This window comes from Pedobacter sp. WC2501 (assembly GCF_052682415.1).
Map to the genome: position 1 here is coordinate 2932082 of NZ_JBQZFI010000001.1, position 20551 is coordinate 2952632.

Genomic DNA, 20551 nt, shown 5'->3' on the forward strand with positions numbered 1-20551 from the left:
ATAATACAACCCAATTACAAACCACATGAAAAGAAATTTTTTATACCTCGTTTTTGCTACTGTTCCATTTGTTTTTGCCTGTAACCAATCAGAAAAGAAGGCTGATGCTGGAAAAAAGGATTCCGTAATTAATCAAACCTGTTATGCGGCTTTCTTTGAAAAAGACAGCGCGGCCATGATTGTGAAAACCATGGCATCTGGTAAGGTGACAGGATCCTTATTGGTGAAATATGCTGATAAACCTGAAAATAATGGTAAAATCGACGGCAAGTTTAATGGTGATACTTTATTGGTTGATTATCGCTTTAATACAGGTAAAGATTCCACCAAAGCTTTTACCAATCCATTGGCATTTTTAAAGAAAGATGGTAAACTCATTATGGGCGTTGCGCAGATTGAAACCACATTGGGACGATCGTATTTTGTTAAAGGCAAACCTATTAATTATGAAGCTGGCAAGTTTACTTTTGCCGAAGTGAACTGTAAATAAACTCCCGATTTGTCATCATGCGGTATCGTCATTTCGAGCGGAGTGCAACGCAGTCGAGAAATCTGTCTCATAGATCTCTCCGTTTCGCTATGCTTCAGTCGAGATGACGTTAATAAAATTATTTTAAATTAAATTACTACAATTCCCATAGACTTTATATATTTGTATAATTAACAAACGTATAACGAGCATAAATTTTCTGTTATGATTTTGAATAAAGTAGAAAAAGCGAACATTGAACCCAAAATTACTTTAATAGGTGCTGGTCCTGGCGATCCGGATTTATTTAGTTTAAAAGGTGTTAAAGCATTAAAAACAGCCGATGTTGTGTTGTATGATGCAAATGTGAACGAAGCTTTATTGTGTCATGCGCCAGATGGTATTCCGAAAGTTTATGTGGGCAAACGTTCTGATGATGAATCTTTTTCGCAGGACGCAGTAAACAAGCTGATTATTGATTATGCTTTAAATTACGGTCATGTGGTACGTTTAAAAAGTGGCGATCCGTTTTTCTTTGCAAAAGGATATGAAGAAATAGATGCTGCAGAATCGTACAGTATCCCAACTGAGATCATCCCAGGTATTTCGAGTGCAACCGGTGCGCCGAGTTTGCAAAAAATCCCAATGATTTATAAAGACCTGAGTGAAAGTTTCTGGGCAGTAACCGGAACAAATGCCAAAGGAGAAATTTCTGAGGATTTATTCATTGCGGCAAAAACCAAAGCCACCATCGTTGTTTTAAACGGAATTGAAAAAGTAAAGGAAATTGCAGCAATTTTCCAGGCAGAAAATAAAAATCAGTTGCCTGTAGCCGTCATCCAGAATGGATCTACCCCACAGGAAAAAATTGCGATTGGTATAGTAGATACCATTGCAGAAATTGTGGAAGATAAAAAAATTGATGCGCCTGCGCTATTGGTTTTTGGAGATGTGGTATCCTTACATCCTCAATTTCAACCCATCCGCGATTTTTACGAAATCATCGCCGAAGAATATTAGATATTTTTAAACCAAAAAAATATATTTGTTTTGTTGTTAAACCGCTTATGGATTTAAGCGGTTTTTTTATTTATATATAATCAAAAGCCAGATCATCTCATTCAAAAATGCCTCTGCGTGTATCTGCGAAATCAGTGGGAGACTATTGTCGTATTGTCCCGCAGATTTAAGAAGATTGCCGCAGACATCTATTTTAAAAAATCTTCTGCGTTTATCTGCGAAATCAGTGGGAGACTATTGTCGTATTGTCCCGCAGATCAAGACGATTACCGCTGATCAAAATTTAGGTTTGGATTTTTTAAAGCAGCCACTTGTTTTAAGCCTGATTGCAGCGAAAGCCCGGAGCGCAGTGAGGACTTATAGCGTAAAGCAGGGCTATCGCTCGCTACGAAGAACTGAACATCCACTTTCTCATAAAAAACTCTATGCATATAAAGTCGTCACCCTGAGTTCATTTCAGCATTTGTACTGCAGCTATGGGATTGAGATGAGGTTTTTTACTTTAAATAATCAACTAAAAATATAATTTACATTATTTGCAAAGCTCAAAACAATTAGTAACTTACTTGGGTTATCTACACCAAATAGTTGATGGAAATTATACATATAAGCGCCGAGTGTTACCCTGTTGCAAAAGTTGGCGGTTTGGCCGATGTGGTAGGGGCTTTACCAAAATATCAGAATAAGCTGGGCCATATTGCCAAAGTGGTTGTGCCTGCATACGATACCAAATTTATCCGTGAGAGCGAGTTCGAAGTAACTTATGATGCATGGGCAAATTACGGTAATCACCACTTTCAGTACCGCATTTTAAAAGAAAAAACCAATAAATTAGGCTTTGATTTATACGTGATCCATATCCAGGGTTTAACAGACCGCCCTAATGTTTATGGTTACAGCGATGATACGGAAAGGTTTGTTGCCTTTCAGATTGCCACCCTTGATTGGATTGTTCAATGGGAACACCGTCCGGATGTGATCCATTGTCATGATCACCATACCGGTTTAGTGCCGTTTATGGTTGCCAACTCCATAAAATATAAGCCGATTAGTAATGTTCCAACAGTTTTGACCATTCATAATGCACAATATCAGGGACAGTTTGGATGGGAAAAGCTTTATTATTTACCAGCCTTCGATTTATGGAAAGGTGGTTTGTTGGGTTGGGATGATGCCATTAACCCATTGGCATCGGCCATTAAATGTGCATGGAAAGTAACCACGGTATCGCCAAGTTACCTGGATGAGATGATGGATAATGCCCGTGGATTAGAAAGTTTGTTAAGGCAGGAGCGCTGGAAATCGGTAGGCATATTAAATGGGATCGACAGCGAGGTTTGGAATCCTGCAACAGATCCGATGCTGAGCAAAGGTTACAATTTAAAAACAGTTGAATCAGGGAAATTGGCAAACAAAACAGCACTCTGTGATGTTTTTCAATTAGATCCTTCTAAACCGCTGTTTACTTTTATTGGTAGATTGGTTGATGAAAAAGGCGCAGATTTATTGCCCGATATTTTTTATACAGCTTTACAACAGCATGGCGACAATATAAATATCCTGGTTTTGGGATCAGGCGATACCTGGGTTGAAAGCCGGTTAAATCAATTGAAAGACATTTTTACAGGTAAATACAATGCCTACATTGGTTATAATGAGCAGGTTTCGCATGAGATATATGCCGGAGCAGATTTTTTAATTATGCCATCAAGGGTAGAGCCTTGTGGTTTAAATCAGCTCTACGCACTAAGGTATGGAACTGTGCCGATTGTGCGCAGAATTGGAGGATTGAAAGATACGGTAATTGATATAGGCGACAAAGGTTTTGGGATTTGCCACGATCAGACCAGTATTTGGGATGTTACCCACGCCATTAATCGTGCTGTTGAATTATATCATGATAAAAAAGCTTTTAAAGCCGTTAGAAAAACGATGATGAATATAGACCATTCGTGGGATAACGCAGCATTAAATTATATAGAATTATACCAAATATTAAAATAAGCTTAAACATGACTGACAAAGTTTTAGGCGTTATCCTTGGCGGTGGCCAGGGCTCTAGATTATCGCCACTAACACAAACACGTTCTAAACCGGCAGTTCCAATTGCTGGTAAATACCGATTGGTAGATATTCCGATTTCGAATTGCTTAAATTCCGGTATCCACCGAATGTTTGTGTTAACCCAGTTTAATTCAGCATCGCTAAACAAACACATTAAAAACACCTATCACTTTAGCCATTTTAGTACGGCCTTTGTTGATATTTTGGCAGCTGAACAAACTGTACAAAACTCAGGTTGGTTCCAGGGTACAGCAGATGCCGTTCGTCAGTGTATGCATCACATTGTTTCGCACGAATTCGATTATATTTTAATTTTATCCGGAGATCAATTGTACCAGATGGACTTTAAAGACATGATCGAAAAACACATCGAAGCCAATGCTGAAGTTACCATTGCTACTATTCCGGTAACGGCAAAAGATGCGACAGATTTTGGTATTTTAAAGGCCGATGATGAAAACATGATTACCTCTTTTATTGAAAAGCCTAAAACAGGTTTAGAGGACTGGGTTTCGGACACCGGACAAGAAATGCAGGGCGAAGGACGGAACTTCTTAGCTTCGATGGGTATTTATGTTTTTAACCGCGAGTACCTGATCAATATTCTGAATGAGAATGAAGAGGAAAAAGATTTTGGTAAAGAAATTTTGCCAAGAGCGATTTCTCAGAGTAGGGTTTTAAGCTATCAGTACGAAGGTTATTGGACTGATATCGGAAATATTTCATCTTTCTTTGAAGCCAATTTAGGTCTAACAGATGAAATCCCTAAATTTAATATGTTCGATAGTAACCATGCTATTTTTACCAGGGCAAGGATGTTACCACCATCAAAAATTTCAGGAACCACTTTAGATAAAACCATTATCGCAGAAGGCTGTATTATTCAGGCCAGCAGGGTAGAGCATGCCGTTTTAGGGATTAGGTCGAGAATCGGAAAGGATACGATAGTTACCAATGCTTATATTATGGGCAGCGACCGGTATCAAACGCTTGAAGAAATTCAGGAAGAAACCAATAGAGGTAATTCATTAATTGGTATAGGAGATCGCTGTCATATCAATAACGCTATTATCGATAAAAACTGTCGCATAGGAAACGATGTTAAGATTAATGGCGGCGACCATTTAGAAGATGGTGACTTTGAACTTTATGCTGTTAAAGATGGTATTGTTGTGATCAAGAAAGGCGCTGTTGTACCAAGTGGCACGGTGATTTAAGATAATTATTACTCATTAACTACAAGCCAGTCGCGATTTTTCGTGACTGGTTTTTTTATTACCTGATTGTCATTCTGAGCGCAGCGAAGAATCTTTTATCAAACCTCTAAGGTTTTGAACATAATCCCAATTAAGGAAATTGCGAATATAAACCAGTAACTGATTTGGGCATTGATAAAAAGGATGTACACAGATATAAAAAATCCGTGTTTATCTGTGTACATCTGTGGTTAAAAACCTTTAACTTAATGACATTGCCCTAACGCGGAGTTATCGTGATTTGCACCAGACTTCCGATTTAGCCAGAGCTTTGTTCCTTTTAAACTTCGGAAGTCTTTCCCAAATAAACCTGATAAAGTGGAAAGCCCGGAGTGAGGAACGAGCGAGGACTTGGAACGATAGCAGGGCTGTAATAAGCGATTGAAGCAGAACCTTACATTTCCAAAAAAACAAACTCTAAATCATTTTAACGGCTTTTTTAAATTTTCTCCCTAACTTTTTTCCCATCGGCTTGTTAGTAAAATAAATAAAAAATATAGTCTATGGCCGAACAGCACCTTTATCAAACAGGAATTATAGGAAATTGCGCTTTCATTGCACACGTAAATAAAAATACTGATATCTCATGGCTTTGCTGGCCACGTTTCGATAGTCCGTTTGTTCTTGGGAGTTTATTGGACGAGAAAAAAGGAGGGGAATTTTCAATTTTACCACAGGGTGAATTTACTTCTGACCAATATTATATCGAAAATACGAATGTTTTAAGGACAGAAATCACAGCTGAAGATGGAAAATACCGCATTACCGATTTTGCGCCACGTTTTCGCCTATACGATCGCTATTTTAAACCACTAATGTTGATCAGAAAGATCGAACCTTTGGAGGGTAATCCACGCATTACCATTAAATTCGAGCCGGTTTGTGACTACGGAAAAGGTAAAATGAAATCGAGCCGGGGCAGTAATCACATTGATTATCTGGGCTGTGATGAAAATATTCGTTTAAGCACCAATGTGTCACTTACCTATATTATAGATGAAAAGGCATTTGTACTAAATGAGGCAAAATACCTCGTTATGACTTATGGACAAAACCTTGAAGCACCTGTAGTGAGTACGGCCGAAAATTTTCTTCGTGAAACCATTTCTTATTGGCGCTTATGGATTAAACACTCGTCAATAGCGGGTTTTTACCAACCGTTTGTCATCCGATCAGCTTTGGTTTTAAAAATTCACCAATATGAAGATACTGGGGCAATTATTGCCGCAAGTACAACCAGTTTACCAGAATCGCCTGGGAGTACAAGAAACTGGGATTATCGCTATTGCTGGTTAAGAGATTCACATTATGTATTAACTTCACTCAACCATATCGGTCATTTTGAAGAAATGGAGAAGTATTTTAATTACCTTTCTGATATTTCGCATGCTGAAGATACACGCTACCAACCTTTGTACGGTATTGCAGGAGAAAGGCAAATTACCGAACATACGCTAAGTCATTTAGAAGGCTACAAAGGCGAGCAACCAATCAGGATAGGAAACCAGGCTTACGAACATATTCAAAATGATATTTATGGACAGGTTTTAATTTCAATGTTGCCCCTTTATACCGACCACCGTTTTGTTTTTTCTGAACGCAGTGATTCGGTAAAATGGATTGAAAGTGTACTTTCTAAAATTGAACGTACCATTGACGAAAAAGATGCCGGAATTTGGGAATTCAGGAATATTGCCAATGTACATTGTTACAGTAACTTATTTCAATGGGCAGGAGCGCAGGCGGCTTTAAAAATGGCTAAAACTATAGGGAATGAAGATTTTGAAAAACGGGCAAAGGTTTTAATAGACAAAGCAGCGGCACACATTGAAGCTTGTTATGATCCGGAAAGGAAGGTTTATACCAATGCCGTTGGAAGTCCGCATTTGGATGCCAGCACTTTACAATTGATTATGATGAACTATCTGGATCCGGCTTCAGATCGGGCAAAGGATCATTTAATTGCGTTGGAAAAAGAATTGAAAACGGAGGACGGACTGTTTTATCGTTACTTGCATGCTGATGATTTCGGGAAGCCGAAAACAACATTTTTAATCTGCGCTTTCTGGTATGTGGAAGCGTTGGCTTGCGTTGGGCGTACTGATGAAGCGATTAAGGAATTTGAAAACATCATTAAATATTGTAATCATCTACTGTTATTTAGCGAAGATGTTGATGCTAAAACAGGTAGTCAGTGGGGAAATTTCCCGCAAGCTTATAGCCATGTGGGTTTAATGAATGCGGCTTACCGTATTGCGATTAAACTGGATAGACCGATCTTTTTGTAAGATTGTAGATTAAAAGCTTTGACAACTTTACGCGCACAATGCATATTAAAGTTGTCAAAGCTTTTATAATTTATTTTTAATCTTATAGGGTGAAAAAGGTCTGTGGGGACACAGACCTTGGTTTTAGATTAATGCTATTTCGTTGGATTTCAGATAAAAAAGTCGTCATCTTGACTAGAACGCAGTGAAATAGAGAGATCTATCTAGAAATATTTCTCAATATAGATTTCTCGACTGCGTTGCACTTCGCTCGAAATGACGATTTATTTCGTGATAAAAAAGCTTTGACAACTTTAACGTGCACAACGCATATTAAAGTTGTCAAAGCTATTATAAAAAGGTCTGTAGGAGCGCAGACCTTTTTATAAAAATATTTCTATTAAGTTACGTCATTCCCGTGCATACGGGAATCTTAAAGCAATAAGCATTAAGATCCCCAATCGAGCTGGGGATGACGCTACCGAGAAGTTAACCCCGCTCCACAAATTCTTCCTTCACCAAACTCCAAAGCAACTTTCTGACTTCTCTAAAATCATTGAGGTAATACTTTGCTTCCGAAATGTTATTGCCAACTTTTATGGTAAAAGCATCATCTGGTAATACCCTGAAAATATCTTCATCGGTATGGTCATCGCCAAGTGCCAAAATAAAATCTGGTTTCTTATCGTAAAGCCAATTTAAGGCCGCTTTACCTTTGTTAACCTCCATGTTTTTAAACTCAATTACCTTATTGCCCGGCATCAATTGTAAGCCTTTATCTGCAGCAAGTATTTTCATATGGCTGATAATCTCATTCGCCCTTAAATCGCCTAATCCTTCTTCTGCTTTTCGGTAGTGCCAGACTAAGGAATAACTTTTTTCTTCAATAAACGATCCTGGGGTGCGGTCTGTGTAGGTTTCTAGTAAAGTCTTTATTTCCTGTTTCCATTGGTCGGTGAGTAATGGCAGGCTGTTCCATTTATCTCCGTACGATTTTTGCCAGGCTCCATGCTCTGCAATCAGGTCTACCTTTAAATGTCCAAACCACTGTTCCAGGGTTTCGTTTCTTCTTCCGCTGATAATCACCACTTTGTTGGCATTATCAATGGTTAGGTTTTCTATTAAATCATAAAGTTCATCATCTGGTGAGGCATCATCAATATTTCCGGTAAAATCTACCAGTGTACCATCATAATCCAAAAACAGTACCCGATCGGTTGTTTTGGCATATTTTGCAGCAATTACTTCATTAATGGTATTTACCGCATGTTTCGTTAGTAACGATTTTTGAGAATCTTTCACTTCGTTTAATCTTAAAATAAAATTGTTTACCCAATGTTTCACATTGAATTTTTCTACAATTGCCCGCATGGCTATCATGCGTTGCTGTTGCTCATCCAAAGGCATTTTTAATGCAGTTACAATGGCTTCCATAATGTCGCCAAGGTTGTTCGGATTAACTATTACGGCATCTGTTAATTCTTTTGAAGCACCGGCCATTTCGCTTAATATAAGCACACCGTCATTATTGTTCCTACTGGCAATGTATTCCTTGCTTACCAGGTTCATGCCATCACGCATTGGTGTAACCAAACAGATGTCGGCTGAGGCATAAAGTGCCGATAACACCTCAATAGGGAAGGAACGGTAAAAATAATTCACCGGAATCCAGTTAATAGATCGGTAACGTGCATTTAAATTACCTACAAACTGATCAATCTGATCCCTTAGCTCACTATATTGAGGTACTGTATCGCGAGAGGGTACGACAATCATAAAAAGTTCTATTTTTCCTATATACTCTGGATGAACCTGAAGCAAAAGTTCTAAAGCTTTTAACCTTTCTAAAATACCTTTGCTATAATCTAGGCGGTCGATAGAAAGGATTATTTTCATCTCTTCTTTTCCGGTCCTGAAATAATCAATTTCTTTTTTTACCTTTTCGGTACCCGTTAAGTTCGAAAATTTATCATAATCAATTCCCATCGGGAAAGCTTCTACCACAATCTGCCTTTCGTTGCTATTGAGTACGTTTGATGAGGAATTTACTGGGAGTAGGCGTGTTGCCGTGCTAATAAAGTGGCGAACATCATCAAAAGTATGGAAACCGATTAAATCAGCACCAATCAGTCCGTTTAAAAGTTCTTCCCGCCACGGGATTAACCTGAATATTTCGTATGATGGAAAGGGGATATGCTGGAAAAAACCGATGGTAGCATTAGGGAGTTTTTCTCTTAAAATACCAGGTAAAAGGAGCAGTTGGTAGTCTTGAATCCATATTTTATCTTTTCTGCCCAATACCTGCATGGCACTTTTTGCAAATTTCTCATTAACAGATTGGTAGCAGTCCCAATAACTTTGTTCGTAATGTGCGTAAGTAACCAGATAATGGAATACCGGCCACAATACTTCATTTGAAAAGCCTTCGTAATATAAATTGATTTCGTTTTGGGTGAGAAAAACCGGATAGAGGTTTAATGCAGCGAGTTTTTGTGTAACTTCTTCTTGACGTTCTTCCGGAACCTCGATTCCGGGCCATCCGATCCAGATGGAGTTGCCTGATTTGTATACGTCGCCAAGGCCGGTCGCAAGGCCGCCTTCGCTGGGAATAAACGTGTATTCGTCGTTCTCTTCGATGATTTTAACGGGTAGTCTGTTCGATATTATAACTGTCTTCATGCTTGTATTTGATGTATCTATATCATTAAAAGCATATCAAATTGGTTTTGTTTGAATTTTTAGGTCAAAAAAACATTCAAATGATTAAACGTAGTTAAATACCAATGAAAAAGTGGTACCACTTTCAGGAGTAGAAATTACTTCAATACTGCCTCTATGCATCTTCATAATGTTGCGGCTAATCGTTAGTCCAATGCCAGATCCGTTTTTTCTGGTGGTGTAAAACGGAACAAATATTTTTTCCAAATCACTGGCATCAATACCTTTTCCGTTATCGGTAACATCAATATACAGTTTAGTGTTTTCTAAACGGTAATTTACATTTATATAAGGCATTTCCTTATTTTCGACTGCATAAATGCTGTTTGTAATCAGGTTGATTAATACTTGCTCTACTAATTTCAGATCCAGCTGAACGGTGATTTTTGAGGAAGTCTGTTCTACATCTAGCACCACATTTTTAACTTTTGCAAATGGCTGCATTAAAACTTTAATGTGCTTTAATATTTCACCAATGGTGTGCGATTCGAGGTTTGGAGTAGGCAGTTCGGCAATTAAGCGGTAATCTTTTACGAAATCCAATAAACCCGATGAACGCCTTTGGATGGTCTGTAGAGCTGTTTTAAGGTCGTCCATTTCATCCTCGGTCAAGTTATTTTTATCGGTTACCATTTTATTGATCGTATCCGATAATGAGCTGATGGGCGTGATGGAATTTAAAATTTCGTGCGAAATTACGCCAATTAATCTATTCCATGCTTCCGTTTCTTTTTGCTCAATTTCATCTTTAATATTCTGGAAACTGATGATGGTATAGTTTTTCCCGTAAAGGTTTAAGGGGATTACCTCTGTTGATAACTGGATCAGTTTATCCTGGATTTTTAGTTCCAGAAACCGCTTTCCGCCCGTTAAAATCTGCTCTATTTCTGTTCCAAATGCCGGGAGATGCTGTTTTAACCGGTGCCAGTACTTATAAGCGGGTACACCCAAAAGGTTTGACGCAGCCTGGTTAAAAAAGGCAATTTCCTCATCTTTTTCTTCTTTTGTATTGTTCACTACGATTACACCAACCGGAACCTGTTCTAAAATGGTTTTAATCAGTTGAAACATGGCTTCCTGTTCTAATCTGATCTGCTTGTGCACCTGTAAAATATCACTAAACGATTCGTATAATTCAGGAAAACTGCCTTTAGTTACTTTGTTTTTGAAGTTTAAAGTATGATCGCGGGTTTTTACTGCCAAAATGAAACGGTTAATATCCGACCGGATCTGATTGATATAATAATATAGCGAAATAATAGTCCCCAATAAAATCAATGCAACACCGATAATGGTGAACCAGAGCTGAGTATTTTTGATGAGGTAAAACAGGAGGTAGCCCAGCAGATTGATGATCAGCAGGCGGAATATTAAACGGAAGGTAAAGCGTTGGTAAAACATGTTTTTAAAGCTGAAAGCTTAAAGGTGAAAGACTAAAGCTTTAAGCTTTGGTCTTTTAGCTTTCAGCTTAGATTCCAAATTTCTCAATTCTTCTATACAGTGCTGCGCGGGTTAAACCCAGTTCGGCGGCGGCTTTTGATATGTTTCCCTTGTGCTTGTCGATGGCTTTCTGCACCATCATTTTTTCCATATCCTCGAGCGCCATTTCGTCGGGCATTGAATTGTTCTGTGCAAAACGTTGTGGACTCAACTGTAAATCATCTTCCGAAATTTCGTTTCCATCGCTCATAATTACTGCACGTTCTAAAACATGCTGCAATTCGCGCACATTGCCAGGCCATTTATACTTTAAAAGTACATCTTCTGCTTTATGACTTAATTTACGGGTTTCTTTGTGGTATTTTGAACTGAAAACCTGCATAAAATGATTCGCCAGTAATAAAATATCGCTTCCACGTTTCCGTAATGGTGGCAATAGGAGTTCAACAGTATTGATACGGAAAAGCAAATCCTGCCGAAATGTATTTTTTGCTACCATTTCGTTTAGTGGCATATTGGTGGCGGTGATTAAGCGTACATTTACTTTACGTTCTTTACTTTCGCCCAAACGGGTAACCGTACGGTTTTGTAAAACGCTTAATAATTTGGCCTGAAGCGGTAGTGTTAAATTTCCAATCTCATCTAAAAAAATTGTTCCTCCATCTGCCAGTTCGAAACGTCCGGGTTTATCCTCTTTTGCATCGGTAAAAGCACCTTTGGCATAACCGAAAAGTTCACTTTCGAACAAATTTTCGTTCAAGGAACCCAAATCAACATGCATAAAAACCTGATTTTTGCGCTGCGAGTTTCCGTGGATTTCATAAGCAAAAACCTGTTTTCCGGTACCATTTTCTCCTAGAATTAACACATTTGCATCAGTAGGTGCAACTTTAACCAAAGTGGCCTGTAGGTGTTTAATGCCATCAGCCTGACCAACGATATTCTCAAAACCACGGGTAAGGTCTTTTTGCAAGGAAGAATGTATTTTTTCGAGTTTTTTAACTTTTCTGGTCGATTCGCGTAGTTTTGAGGCCGCAGAAATGGTGGCGAAAAGTTTTTCATTTTCCCAGGGCTTTAAAATAAAGTCGGTGGCTCCTTTTTTAATTGCTTTAACCGCAAGTTCAACATTTCCAAAGGCTGTCATTAAAATGACTACATAATCTTTATCAATAGATAAAATGTGTTCTAGCCAATATAGTCCTTCGCGACCATCACTTGCACCTTTTTGATAGTTCATATCAAGCAGGATGATATCTACTTCATTTTTACTTAGTAAAACATTGATTTCTTTAGGCGATTTACAGGTAATTACCTGCTTTACCTGCTGCTTTAAAAACAGACGGGCACTAAGCAGGATATCGTCGTCGTCATCGATAATTAAAACTGTGGCGTCTAACATAACCTCTCCCTATTAAAGTTAGTATATTTTTATTCTTTTTTGCTTTCCCTCTCCTGCAGGAGAGGGAATTGTGTTTCTGTGTTTTGAACCCATCGTCCTTGTTGGGTGTAATTTTTTGCATTCCTTTTAAGGAGAAAGGTAGCTTTTAATAGCGTTTATAACTCTATCCAAGCTATTATTTACTTCTTCATTCGTAAACCGGATTACAGTTATACCAATCTTCATAAGTTCAATAGTTCGATTTTGATCATATTCTTGATTTTCGGGATTGTTGTGTATTCCTCCGTCAATTTCAATGATTAATTTAGCCTCATGGCAGTAAAAATCTGCAATATATTGATGTAATGGATGCTGCCTTCTAAATTTAAAATTTAAGAGTTTTCTATTTCTCAAACATTGCCAAATGATTTCCTCAGTCTCCGTTTGATTCTTTCGTAGTGCCTTTGAAAATTCAAATAATTTCGAATTGGCACCATGAAATAGGTTGTTTTTATATTCCTCCATATCTTACAGATTAATCTTAACCTATTAAAGATAATGGTTTTGTTTTTACGTTGTTGTTTTTAACCTTCTCTTTCTGCACCCTACTATCTCCTCCCTGCCCCCTCTCCTCTAGGAGAGGGGATCAAGGGGAGAGGCAAAAGTAATAAAACTGTCCGCTCCCGCACATCAACTGTCCGATAATGAACAGATAAAAATAATAAAAACTTGTAATTTGTTGATTTATAGAATTTTAATTGTGGTTTTGGGTTTTGGCACAAGCTTGGCATAAGGGAAATCGAACAGTACAACCGAACACATGGATAAGAAAATAGAGAAAAAAAGATTTAGCACTAAGACCTTGTTAATTATAGGTGGAGCAATTGCTTTTGTTGCAGTTGTAATTTATGGCTATACTTTGTCCCTCAAAAAAGTTTACAGTGCCGATGCCGATAAATTAACCATCAGTAAAGTAGAATATGGCGATTTTGAAGATGTGGTGCTATTAAATGCCAGTGTAGTTCCTTTAACTTCAGTAATTGTAAGTTCGTCAGAAGGTGGTACAGTTGCTGAAATTTTTACTGAGAATGGAGCTTCGGTGGTGAAAGGAACGCCATTATTAAGAATCTCCAATTCAAATGCCATGTTGAGTTATACCTCTAGTCAAACTGCTGCTACTGAACAGATTAATCAGTTGCGGAAATCGCGGTTGGATTTAGAGCAAAATCAGCGGGTTTTAAATCAGGATGTTTTAGATGTAGAAAATAGCTTAAGAACAGCAACCCGTCAATATAGATTAGATAGTTCACTTTTCGCCAAAAAAGTAATTACGCTACAAGAATTTAACAAATCGAGTCAGGATTTTGAATATTACCAGGGTAAGCTTAAAATTGTGCGTCAGGCAGTTAAGCAGGAAAACCAGAGCAGAAAAATGCAGCTGGCACAGATTGATCAATCGATGGGGCAGATGAACGAAAGTTTGGAAATGATCCGTAAAAATATCGAAAACATGACCATCAAAGCCCCGGTATCTGGTAAATTGTCATCCTACGATCCTGTAATTGGTAAATCATATAATTCTAACGAAATGATCGGAAAGATCGACGTGTTGCAAGGTTATAAACTTCAGGCAGGAGTTGATGAATATTATATCAATCGGGTGAAAGAAGGACAAACCGCTAGCTGTGAGTTTAATGGTAAAACTTATAACTTAACGGTGAGTAAAGTAATCCCAGAGGTTACTGCGGGCCAGTTTCAGGTAGAAATGGTATTTAAAGGTGCTGCTCCCGAAGGTTTACGCCGTGGATTATCATTACAGACCAAATTGACCTTATCGGATAACAGCAAATCATTGCTTCTGGCGCAAGGACAGTTTTTCCAGAGTACAGGTGGCTCTTGGGTATTTGTAGTAATCAATGGTAAAGCAACCAAGAAAAATGTTAAAATAGGGCGGAAAAATTATCTGTACTATGAAATATTGGACGGTTTGCAAAAAGGCGACGAAGTAATTACTTCATCTTACGATCAGTTTAACCAGTACGATCAGGTGGAGATTAACAAATAGGGTTAGCGTTAGGCGTTTGGCGTCAATTAACCAAATAGACAATAAAATTAACAATATAATCAGGTCTTGATACCTGGTATTATATACTTGATACTAAAAAGCTATGATTAAAATAGAAAATCTGGAAAAAGTTTACAAAACAGAAGAAGTAGAAACTACTGCACTTAACGGAATTAACCTTCATGTGGCAGCAGGCGAATTTGTTTCCATCATGGGACCATCGGGTTGTGGGAAATCTACCCTGTTAAATGTAATGGGTTTATTGGATAAGCCTGAAAGTGGAAGCTACAAATTTATCGATACAGAGCTTTTAACGCTTAACGATAGGGAACGTTCAAATTTCCGTAAAAGAAATATGGGATTCGTTTTCCAGAATTTCAATTTGATCGATGAATTAACTGTTTTTGAAAACATTGAACTGCCCTTAATTTATAATAAGATTCCTGCCGGAGAACGTAAGAAATTGGTAAACGAAATTATCGAAAGAATGAATATTGTAAACCGTAGTGGTCATTTTCCTCAACAATTATCGGGTGGACAGCAGCAGCGTGTAGCAGTAGCAAGGGCTTTGGTTACTAAACCAAAGCTGGTACTGGCCGATGAGCCGACCGGAAATCTGGATAGCTCGCACGGTAACGAAGTAATGGAGTTGCTTTGCGAACTAAATGAAACCGGAACTACCATCGTGATGGTTACCCACTCTAGTCATGATGCCAGTTTTTCGAATAGGATCATCAACCTGAAAGATGGACATGTAATATCGGAGAAGATCAATAAAAGCAGGAACGAGGAACTGATATAGAGGCTTAAGGTAAAAGGTTTAAGGCGTAAGGGTTAGTCCACCTTAAACCTTCAGCCCTAAACCTTACACCTAATAAAAAAAGATTTTAGTTTAGTTAATAATAGCCGCCAACAATCTTCCCCGGATGGGGAGATTTTGGATCGGCGCTAAAAAGGTGAAAAATTTAGGCAATGGAATTAATACACTAGAACCTTCAGCCTTTCAACCTTCCAACCATCAACCTCAAAAATATGTTCAAATTAAACCTTAAAATAGCCTTACGTAACCTCTGGAAAAACAAGGGTTTCTCACTAATCAACATTGGTGGATTGGCCATTGGCCTGGCCAGTTGCATGGTTTTATTACTATATGTTGCTTATGAGTGGAGCTATGATAAACAATTCTCCAATCATGAAAAAACCTATGTAATCTATCACAACTCTGAGGCAAGTGGTAAAGTTTTTAGTTGGGCATGGACACCGGCAGTAATGGCCGATGAGGTTAGGGAAAAAATACCCGGTGTAGCATATTCTTCACACTCGAGTTATCCGAGCAATTATTTAGTTACCTATGGCGAAAAGAAATTTAAGGATAAAGGCGTATATACCGATCCTTCATTTCTTAAAATCCTGGATTATAAATTTATAAAAGGTAACCCCGATAAGGTATTAAATGAGGTAAACAGCATTGTTTTAACTAAATCATTTGCAGAAAAACTATTCGGAAACGAAGATCCCATCAACAAAACCGTAAAACTGGATAATGCGGATGTATTAAAAGTTGAAGCTGTTATTGAAGATGTACCCGCCAACAATAGTATCAAATTCGAATATTTATTGCCATGGGCACTGTTCGAAAAAAGAGAACCATGGGCGAGGGAAAAAAATTGGGGCAACAACATGTGCCTTACATTGGTACAGTTAGGGAATAATAACGCTTTCGAAAAAGCCAATTCAGAAATTGCAGGAATTTACAAACGTAACCTACCCGAAAATAAAGATGTTGCCTTATTATTCCCTTTAGATAAATGGCACCTTTACGATGATTTTGTAAACGGAAAATCGGTAGGTGGGAAAATCGATCAGTTAAGAATTTTTCTTATGCTGGCCTTTTGTATCCTGTTGATAGCCTGTGTAAATTTCATGAACCTGTCTACAGCACGATCAGAGAAAAGAGCTAAAGAAGTTGGTGTGCGCAAAGCAATAGGGTCGTCGCGCCAATCTTTAATCGCCCAGTTTCTGCTTGAGTCGGTTTTACTGGCCATTATAGCAACTGTTGTGGCTTTCGCACTGGCCGAAATCAGTTTGCCATACTTTAACAACCTGTTGAATATCAATTTGGTTATTGCTTATAACGACTGGGAATTCTGGACCGCATTGTTCTCTCTAATGGTATTTACCGGTTTGGTGGCAGGAAGCTATCCGGCACTTTATCTTTCCTCTTTCGAGCCGGTAAAAGTGCTTAAGGGTTTTAATATTAAAGTAGGTTCATCGGTTTCTATCCGTAAAATACTGGTTGTTTTTCAGTTTGTATTTGCGGTATGCCTCATTATCTGCACAACAATTATTTACCAGCAGTTAAACTACATTAAAAATAAACCGATCGGGTATAATAAAGGAAACCTGATCCAGATTGCCGTTCAGGGAAATTTAAGCGACGAAGGCAAGCGCAATCTGCTAAAAGATCAATTGATCAAATCGGGTGCGGCAACAAACGTAACCTTTTTTAGCAGGGGAATAAGCGAGGGTGGAAACAATACCACGGCGGTTTCGTGGCCTGGGAAAAATCCGAAGGAAGATATTTTTTTTAACCAAAGGGGAATTGGCTACGATTTTACCAAAACTATCGGTACCGAACTGATATCGGGTAGGGAATTTTCGGCCAGTCATCCAAATGATACCAATAGTGTGGTACTTAATGAATCGGCTGTAAAAGTAATGAACTTGAAAAATCCACTGGGAACTGTAATCGATTTTTGGGGAAATAAGCTAACCGTGGTTGGTGTAATGAAAGATTTTGTGGTCGAATCTGCCTATCAAAGCGTAGCGCCGATGTTGTTTTATACCAGTAGCAGAAGTGGCGCATCAACTATTATTGTACGTTTAAACCCATCAGCCAATGTGAGCAGTTCGCTGGCTAAAATTGATGAACTGGTCCAGGGAGTAGAACCTAATTTTCCGGTCGACAGAAAATTTGTAGATGAATCATTCGAAGAGAAATTCCAGAACGAGAAATTGTTAGGCACGCTATCCAACTGGTTTGGCGGTTTTGCCATCTTTATTTCCTGTTTAGGTTTACTCGGTCTGGCTTTATTTATGGCCGAGCAGCGTAAAAAAGAAATCAGCATCCGTAAGGTTTTAGGTGCAAGTACAGCCAACATCCTCACCTTATTAAACAAAGATTTTATAAAACTGGTGGCCATTGCAAATATTATTGCCTTTCCACTGGCTTATGTAATAATAAATAAATGGCTTTCGGCTTTCGAGTACCGTGTTATTATTTCGTTTTTACCTTTTCTGCTGGCTATCCTGATTTCCGTTGTAATTGCAGTTTTAACGGTCAGTTTGCAATCGGTTAAGGTGGCCAAGGCTAACCCGATAGATGCACTTAAATATGAATAAGCCATGCGCATAGCGTTTGGCGATCAGCGTGTATTTGTCGCCAACCGCCAGACGCGCTACGCTAACCCTCAAAAATATGTTTAGACTCAACCTAAAAATTGCACTACGCAACCTCTGGAGGAATAAAGGATTTACCTTAATAAACTTAGGTGGATTGGCCATTGGCTTAGCCAGTTGTATGATTTTGTTATTATATGTAGCTTATGAATATGGTTACGATAAACAATTTACAGATTATGATAAAACATACGTTTTGTATAATAATCAAAAAACATCTTCGGAAACTTTTAGTTTTATGTCGTTTCCAAGTAAATTAAGGGAAGATATAAAAACCAAAGTTCCGGGAGTTGCTACTGTTAGTCGATTGTCTCATCCTGAATACCAGCTGCTTACTTACAACCAAAATAATTTCAAGGCAAGTGCAAGCTTTGCTGATTCGGATTTTTTAAAAATGTTCGATTATAAGGTTTTGAAAGGAAATCCTGCGACATTTCTGAAGAACCCTGACGGTGTGGTTTTATCAGAAACACTTGCTAGAAATCTTTTTGGAAATGAAGACCCACTAAACAAAGTAGTTAAATTGGATAATAAGGAAAGTTTAAAGGTGGAGGGGGTAATTGAAGACAGACCCAAAAACAGCACTTTAGAGATTGATTATCTAATGTCATGGACATTGTTTGAAAAATTAAATCCATGGGTGAAAGATAGTCCCTGGGGCAACAATTTTTGTATGATGTTTCTTCAGTTACAGGACAATTCATTCTTTGATAATGTGAATACTAAATTACATGGAATGATAAAAGCCCATGACAAAGATGTTAATGGAGAGCCCTTTATCCATCCACTTTCTAAATGGCATTTATACGAGAAATTTGAGAACGGTAAAAATGTAGGGGGAAGGATAGATCAGCTCAGAATATTTTTCCTGCTTGCTTTCTGTATTCTTTTAATTGCATGCGTAAATTTCATGAACCTTTCTACCGCTAAATCTGAGAAAAGGTCAAGAGAAGTTGGCGTGCGTAAAGCGATTGGATCTACAAGAAAAAATCTTGTCGGCCAATTTATGTTCGAATCAATTTTACTAACCAGCTTAAGTATGTTAGTTGCTTTTGTTTTAATAGAAGTCAGCTTGCCCTATTTCAACAAATTGCTTGGCATCACACTTCAGATAAATTATGCTGAATGGCAATTTTGGGGAGTATTGTTAGGCCTGACCCTTATTACAGGTATTATTGCAGGTAGTTATCCGGCATTTTATTTGTCATCTTTCGATCCTGTAAAAGTGCTTAAAGGTTTTAAGCTCGGTGGTGGTTCATCTCTTTCTATTCGTAAGTTTCTGGTGGTTTTTCAGTTTGTATTTGCTGCGTGTTTAATCGTTTGTACAGCAGTAATTTACCAGCAACTCAATTATATTAAGAATAAGCCAATTGGTTATAACCGTAAAAATTTAATTCAGATTCCAACAGTTGGCGAACTTGGTAAAATAGAAAAGCGACAAATTTTAAAAGATGAGTTGTTAAAGTCGGGCGCCGCTATTGCAGTAACTGAATACAGTCATTCACTAACTGGCGGGGGAAACAATACTTACGGAATCAATTGGCCAGGTAAAAATAAGAAAGATAAAATTCTTATTAACACCAGATTCACTTCCCTTGATTTAACGAAAACAACCGGAATGGAAATTCTGCAGGGTAGAGATTTCTCCAAGGATTATGTTGATACCGCAAATGTTCTGGTTAACGAGGCCATGGTTAAGGTGATGGGAATGAAAGATCCTGTTGGTAAAATGATCGACTGGGGGCAACCATTGCGAATAATTGGTGTCATGAAAGATTATGTGATGGAGTCGGCCTATCAAAAACCGACACCTTTGTTAATTGCTCAAAATCCTTACAGAGCCACTACTTTAATTTTGAGGTTGAACGCTCGGAATAACATTTCTAATTCTGTTAATACTATAAGTGAAATTGTAAAAAAGATAAATCCAGCCTATCCTGTAGATATAAAATTTGTTGACGATAATTTTGAGGCCAAGTTTAAAAATGAAAAACTTTTAGGCACGCTTTCCAACTGGTTTGGAGGCTTCGCCATTTTTATTTCATGTTTAGGCTTATTGGGATTAGCCCTGTTTATGGCCGAGCAACGTAAAAAAGAAATCAGTATCCGCAAGGTTTTGGGCGCCAGTACTGCCAACATCCTTACGTTATTGAACAAAGATTTTATAAAACTGGTTGCCATAGCAAACTTAATTGCATTTCCGTTAGCGTATATTCTCATTAACAAATGGCTTTCGGGATACGAATACCGCATTTCAATTTCTGCAATGCCGTTTATTGTAGCGATTGCCCTGTCGATGATTATTGCTGTATTTACCGTGAGTATTCAATCAATTAAGGTGGTAAAAGCAAACCCGGTTGATGCACTTAAATATGAATAAGCCATGCGCATAGCGTTTGGCGATGAGCGTGGATT

Annotated in this window: 13 protein-coding genes; 9 read left to right on the forward strand and 4 right to left on the reverse strand. The window is 38.1% G+C overall.

Annotated elements, in window-relative coordinates; translation table 11 throughout:
* Positions 1–25 precede the first annotated feature (25 nt).
* The 5 genes from ACUN24_RS12635 to ACUN24_RS12655 all read left to right on the forward strand — a co-directional run bounded on the left by ACUN24_RS12635 (position 26) and on the right by ACUN24_RS12655 (position 7097).
* Positions 26–490 (forward strand): hypothetical protein, encoded by a 465-nt coding sequence (locus ACUN24_RS12635; protein ID WP_445562802.1) that lies wholly within the window; start codon positions 26–28, stop codon positions 488–490.
* Between the two features lie 204 nt (positions 491–694).
* Positions 695–1489, forward strand: a complete 795-nt coding sequence (cobA, locus tag ACUN24_RS12640; RefSeq protein ID WP_193422344.1) for a uroporphyrinogen-III C-methyltransferase — start codon at positions 695–697, stop codon at positions 1487–1489.
* Positions 1490–2080: 591 nt separating this feature from the next.
* Positions 2081–3493 (forward strand): glycogen synthase, encoded by a 1413-nt coding sequence (locus ACUN24_RS12645; protein ID WP_445562803.1) that lies wholly within the window; start codon positions 2081–2083, stop codon positions 3491–3493.
* An 8-nt stretch (positions 3494–3501) separates the two neighbouring features.
* A complete protein-coding gene (locus tag ACUN24_RS12650; RefSeq protein ID WP_445562804.1) occupies positions 3502–4770 on the forward strand; it encodes a glucose-1-phosphate adenylyltransferase in 1269 nt (422 codons plus the stop codon).
* 542 nt (positions 4771–5312) lie between these two features.
* Entirely contained in the window at positions 5313–7097 is a 1785-nt protein-coding gene (locus ACUN24_RS12655) for a glycoside hydrolase family 15 protein (RefSeq protein WP_445562805.1), read from the forward strand.
* 468 nt (positions 7098–7565) lie between these two features.
* Here ACUN24_RS12655 and ACUN24_RS12660 read toward each other — a convergent pair whose 3' ends face one another.
* The 4 genes from ACUN24_RS12660 to ACUN24_RS12675 form a co-directional block, all read right to left on the reverse strand.
* On the reverse strand, positions 7566–9755 hold the full coding sequence (locus tag ACUN24_RS12660; protein WP_445562806.1) for a bifunctional alpha,alpha-trehalose-phosphate synthase (UDP-forming)/trehalose-phosphatase: 2190 nt from the start codon (positions 9753–9755) through the stop codon (positions 7566–7568).
* An 84-nt stretch (positions 9756–9839) separates the two neighbouring features.
* Entirely contained in the window at positions 9840–11195 is a 1356-nt protein-coding gene (locus tag ACUN24_RS12665) for a sensor histidine kinase (protein WP_445562807.1), read from the reverse strand.
* A gap of 67 nt (positions 11196–11262) precedes the next feature.
* Positions 11263–12633 carry a sigma-54-dependent transcriptional regulator gene (locus ACUN24_RS12670; RefSeq protein ID WP_445562808.1) on the reverse strand — a complete coding sequence of 457 codons (1371 nt, stop codon included), beginning with the start codon at positions 12631–12633 and terminating at the stop codon, positions 11263–11265.
* A gap of 126 nt (positions 12634–12759) precedes the next feature.
* Positions 12760–13137, reverse strand: coding sequence for an endonuclease domain-containing protein (locus ACUN24_RS12675; RefSeq protein ID WP_445562809.1), 378 nt, complete (start codon positions 13135–13137; stop codon positions 12760–12762).
* A 295-nt stretch (positions 13138–13432) separates the two neighbouring features.
* On the opposite strand from ACUN24_RS12675, the gene ACUN24_RS12680 reads away from it, so the two are divergent.
* From ACUN24_RS12680 to ACUN24_RS12695, 4 genes are all read left to right on the forward strand, one after another.
* Positions 13433–14677: an efflux RND transporter periplasmic adaptor subunit gene (locus ACUN24_RS12680; protein ID WP_445562810.1), complete on the forward strand. Its 1245-nt coding sequence runs from the start codon at positions 13433–13435 to the stop codon at positions 14675–14677.
* Positions 14678–14780: 103 nt separating this feature from the next.
* Positions 14781–15479, forward strand: coding sequence for an ABC transporter ATP-binding protein (locus ACUN24_RS12685; protein ID WP_055903687.1), 699 nt, complete (start codon positions 14781–14783; stop codon positions 15477–15479).
* Positions 15480–15709: 230 nt separating this feature from the next.
* The gene (locus ACUN24_RS12690; protein WP_445562811.1) at positions 15710–18079 is read left to right on the forward strand and encodes an ABC transporter permease; all 2370 of its coding nucleotides are present in this window, start codon (positions 15710–15712) and stop codon (positions 18077–18079) included.
* 76 nt (positions 18080–18155) lie between these two features.
* On the forward strand, positions 18156–20516 hold the full coding sequence (locus tag ACUN24_RS12695) for an ABC transporter permease (protein ID WP_445562812.1): 2361 nt from the start codon (positions 18156–18158) through the stop codon (positions 20514–20516).
* Positions 20517–20551 lie beyond the last annotated feature (35 nt).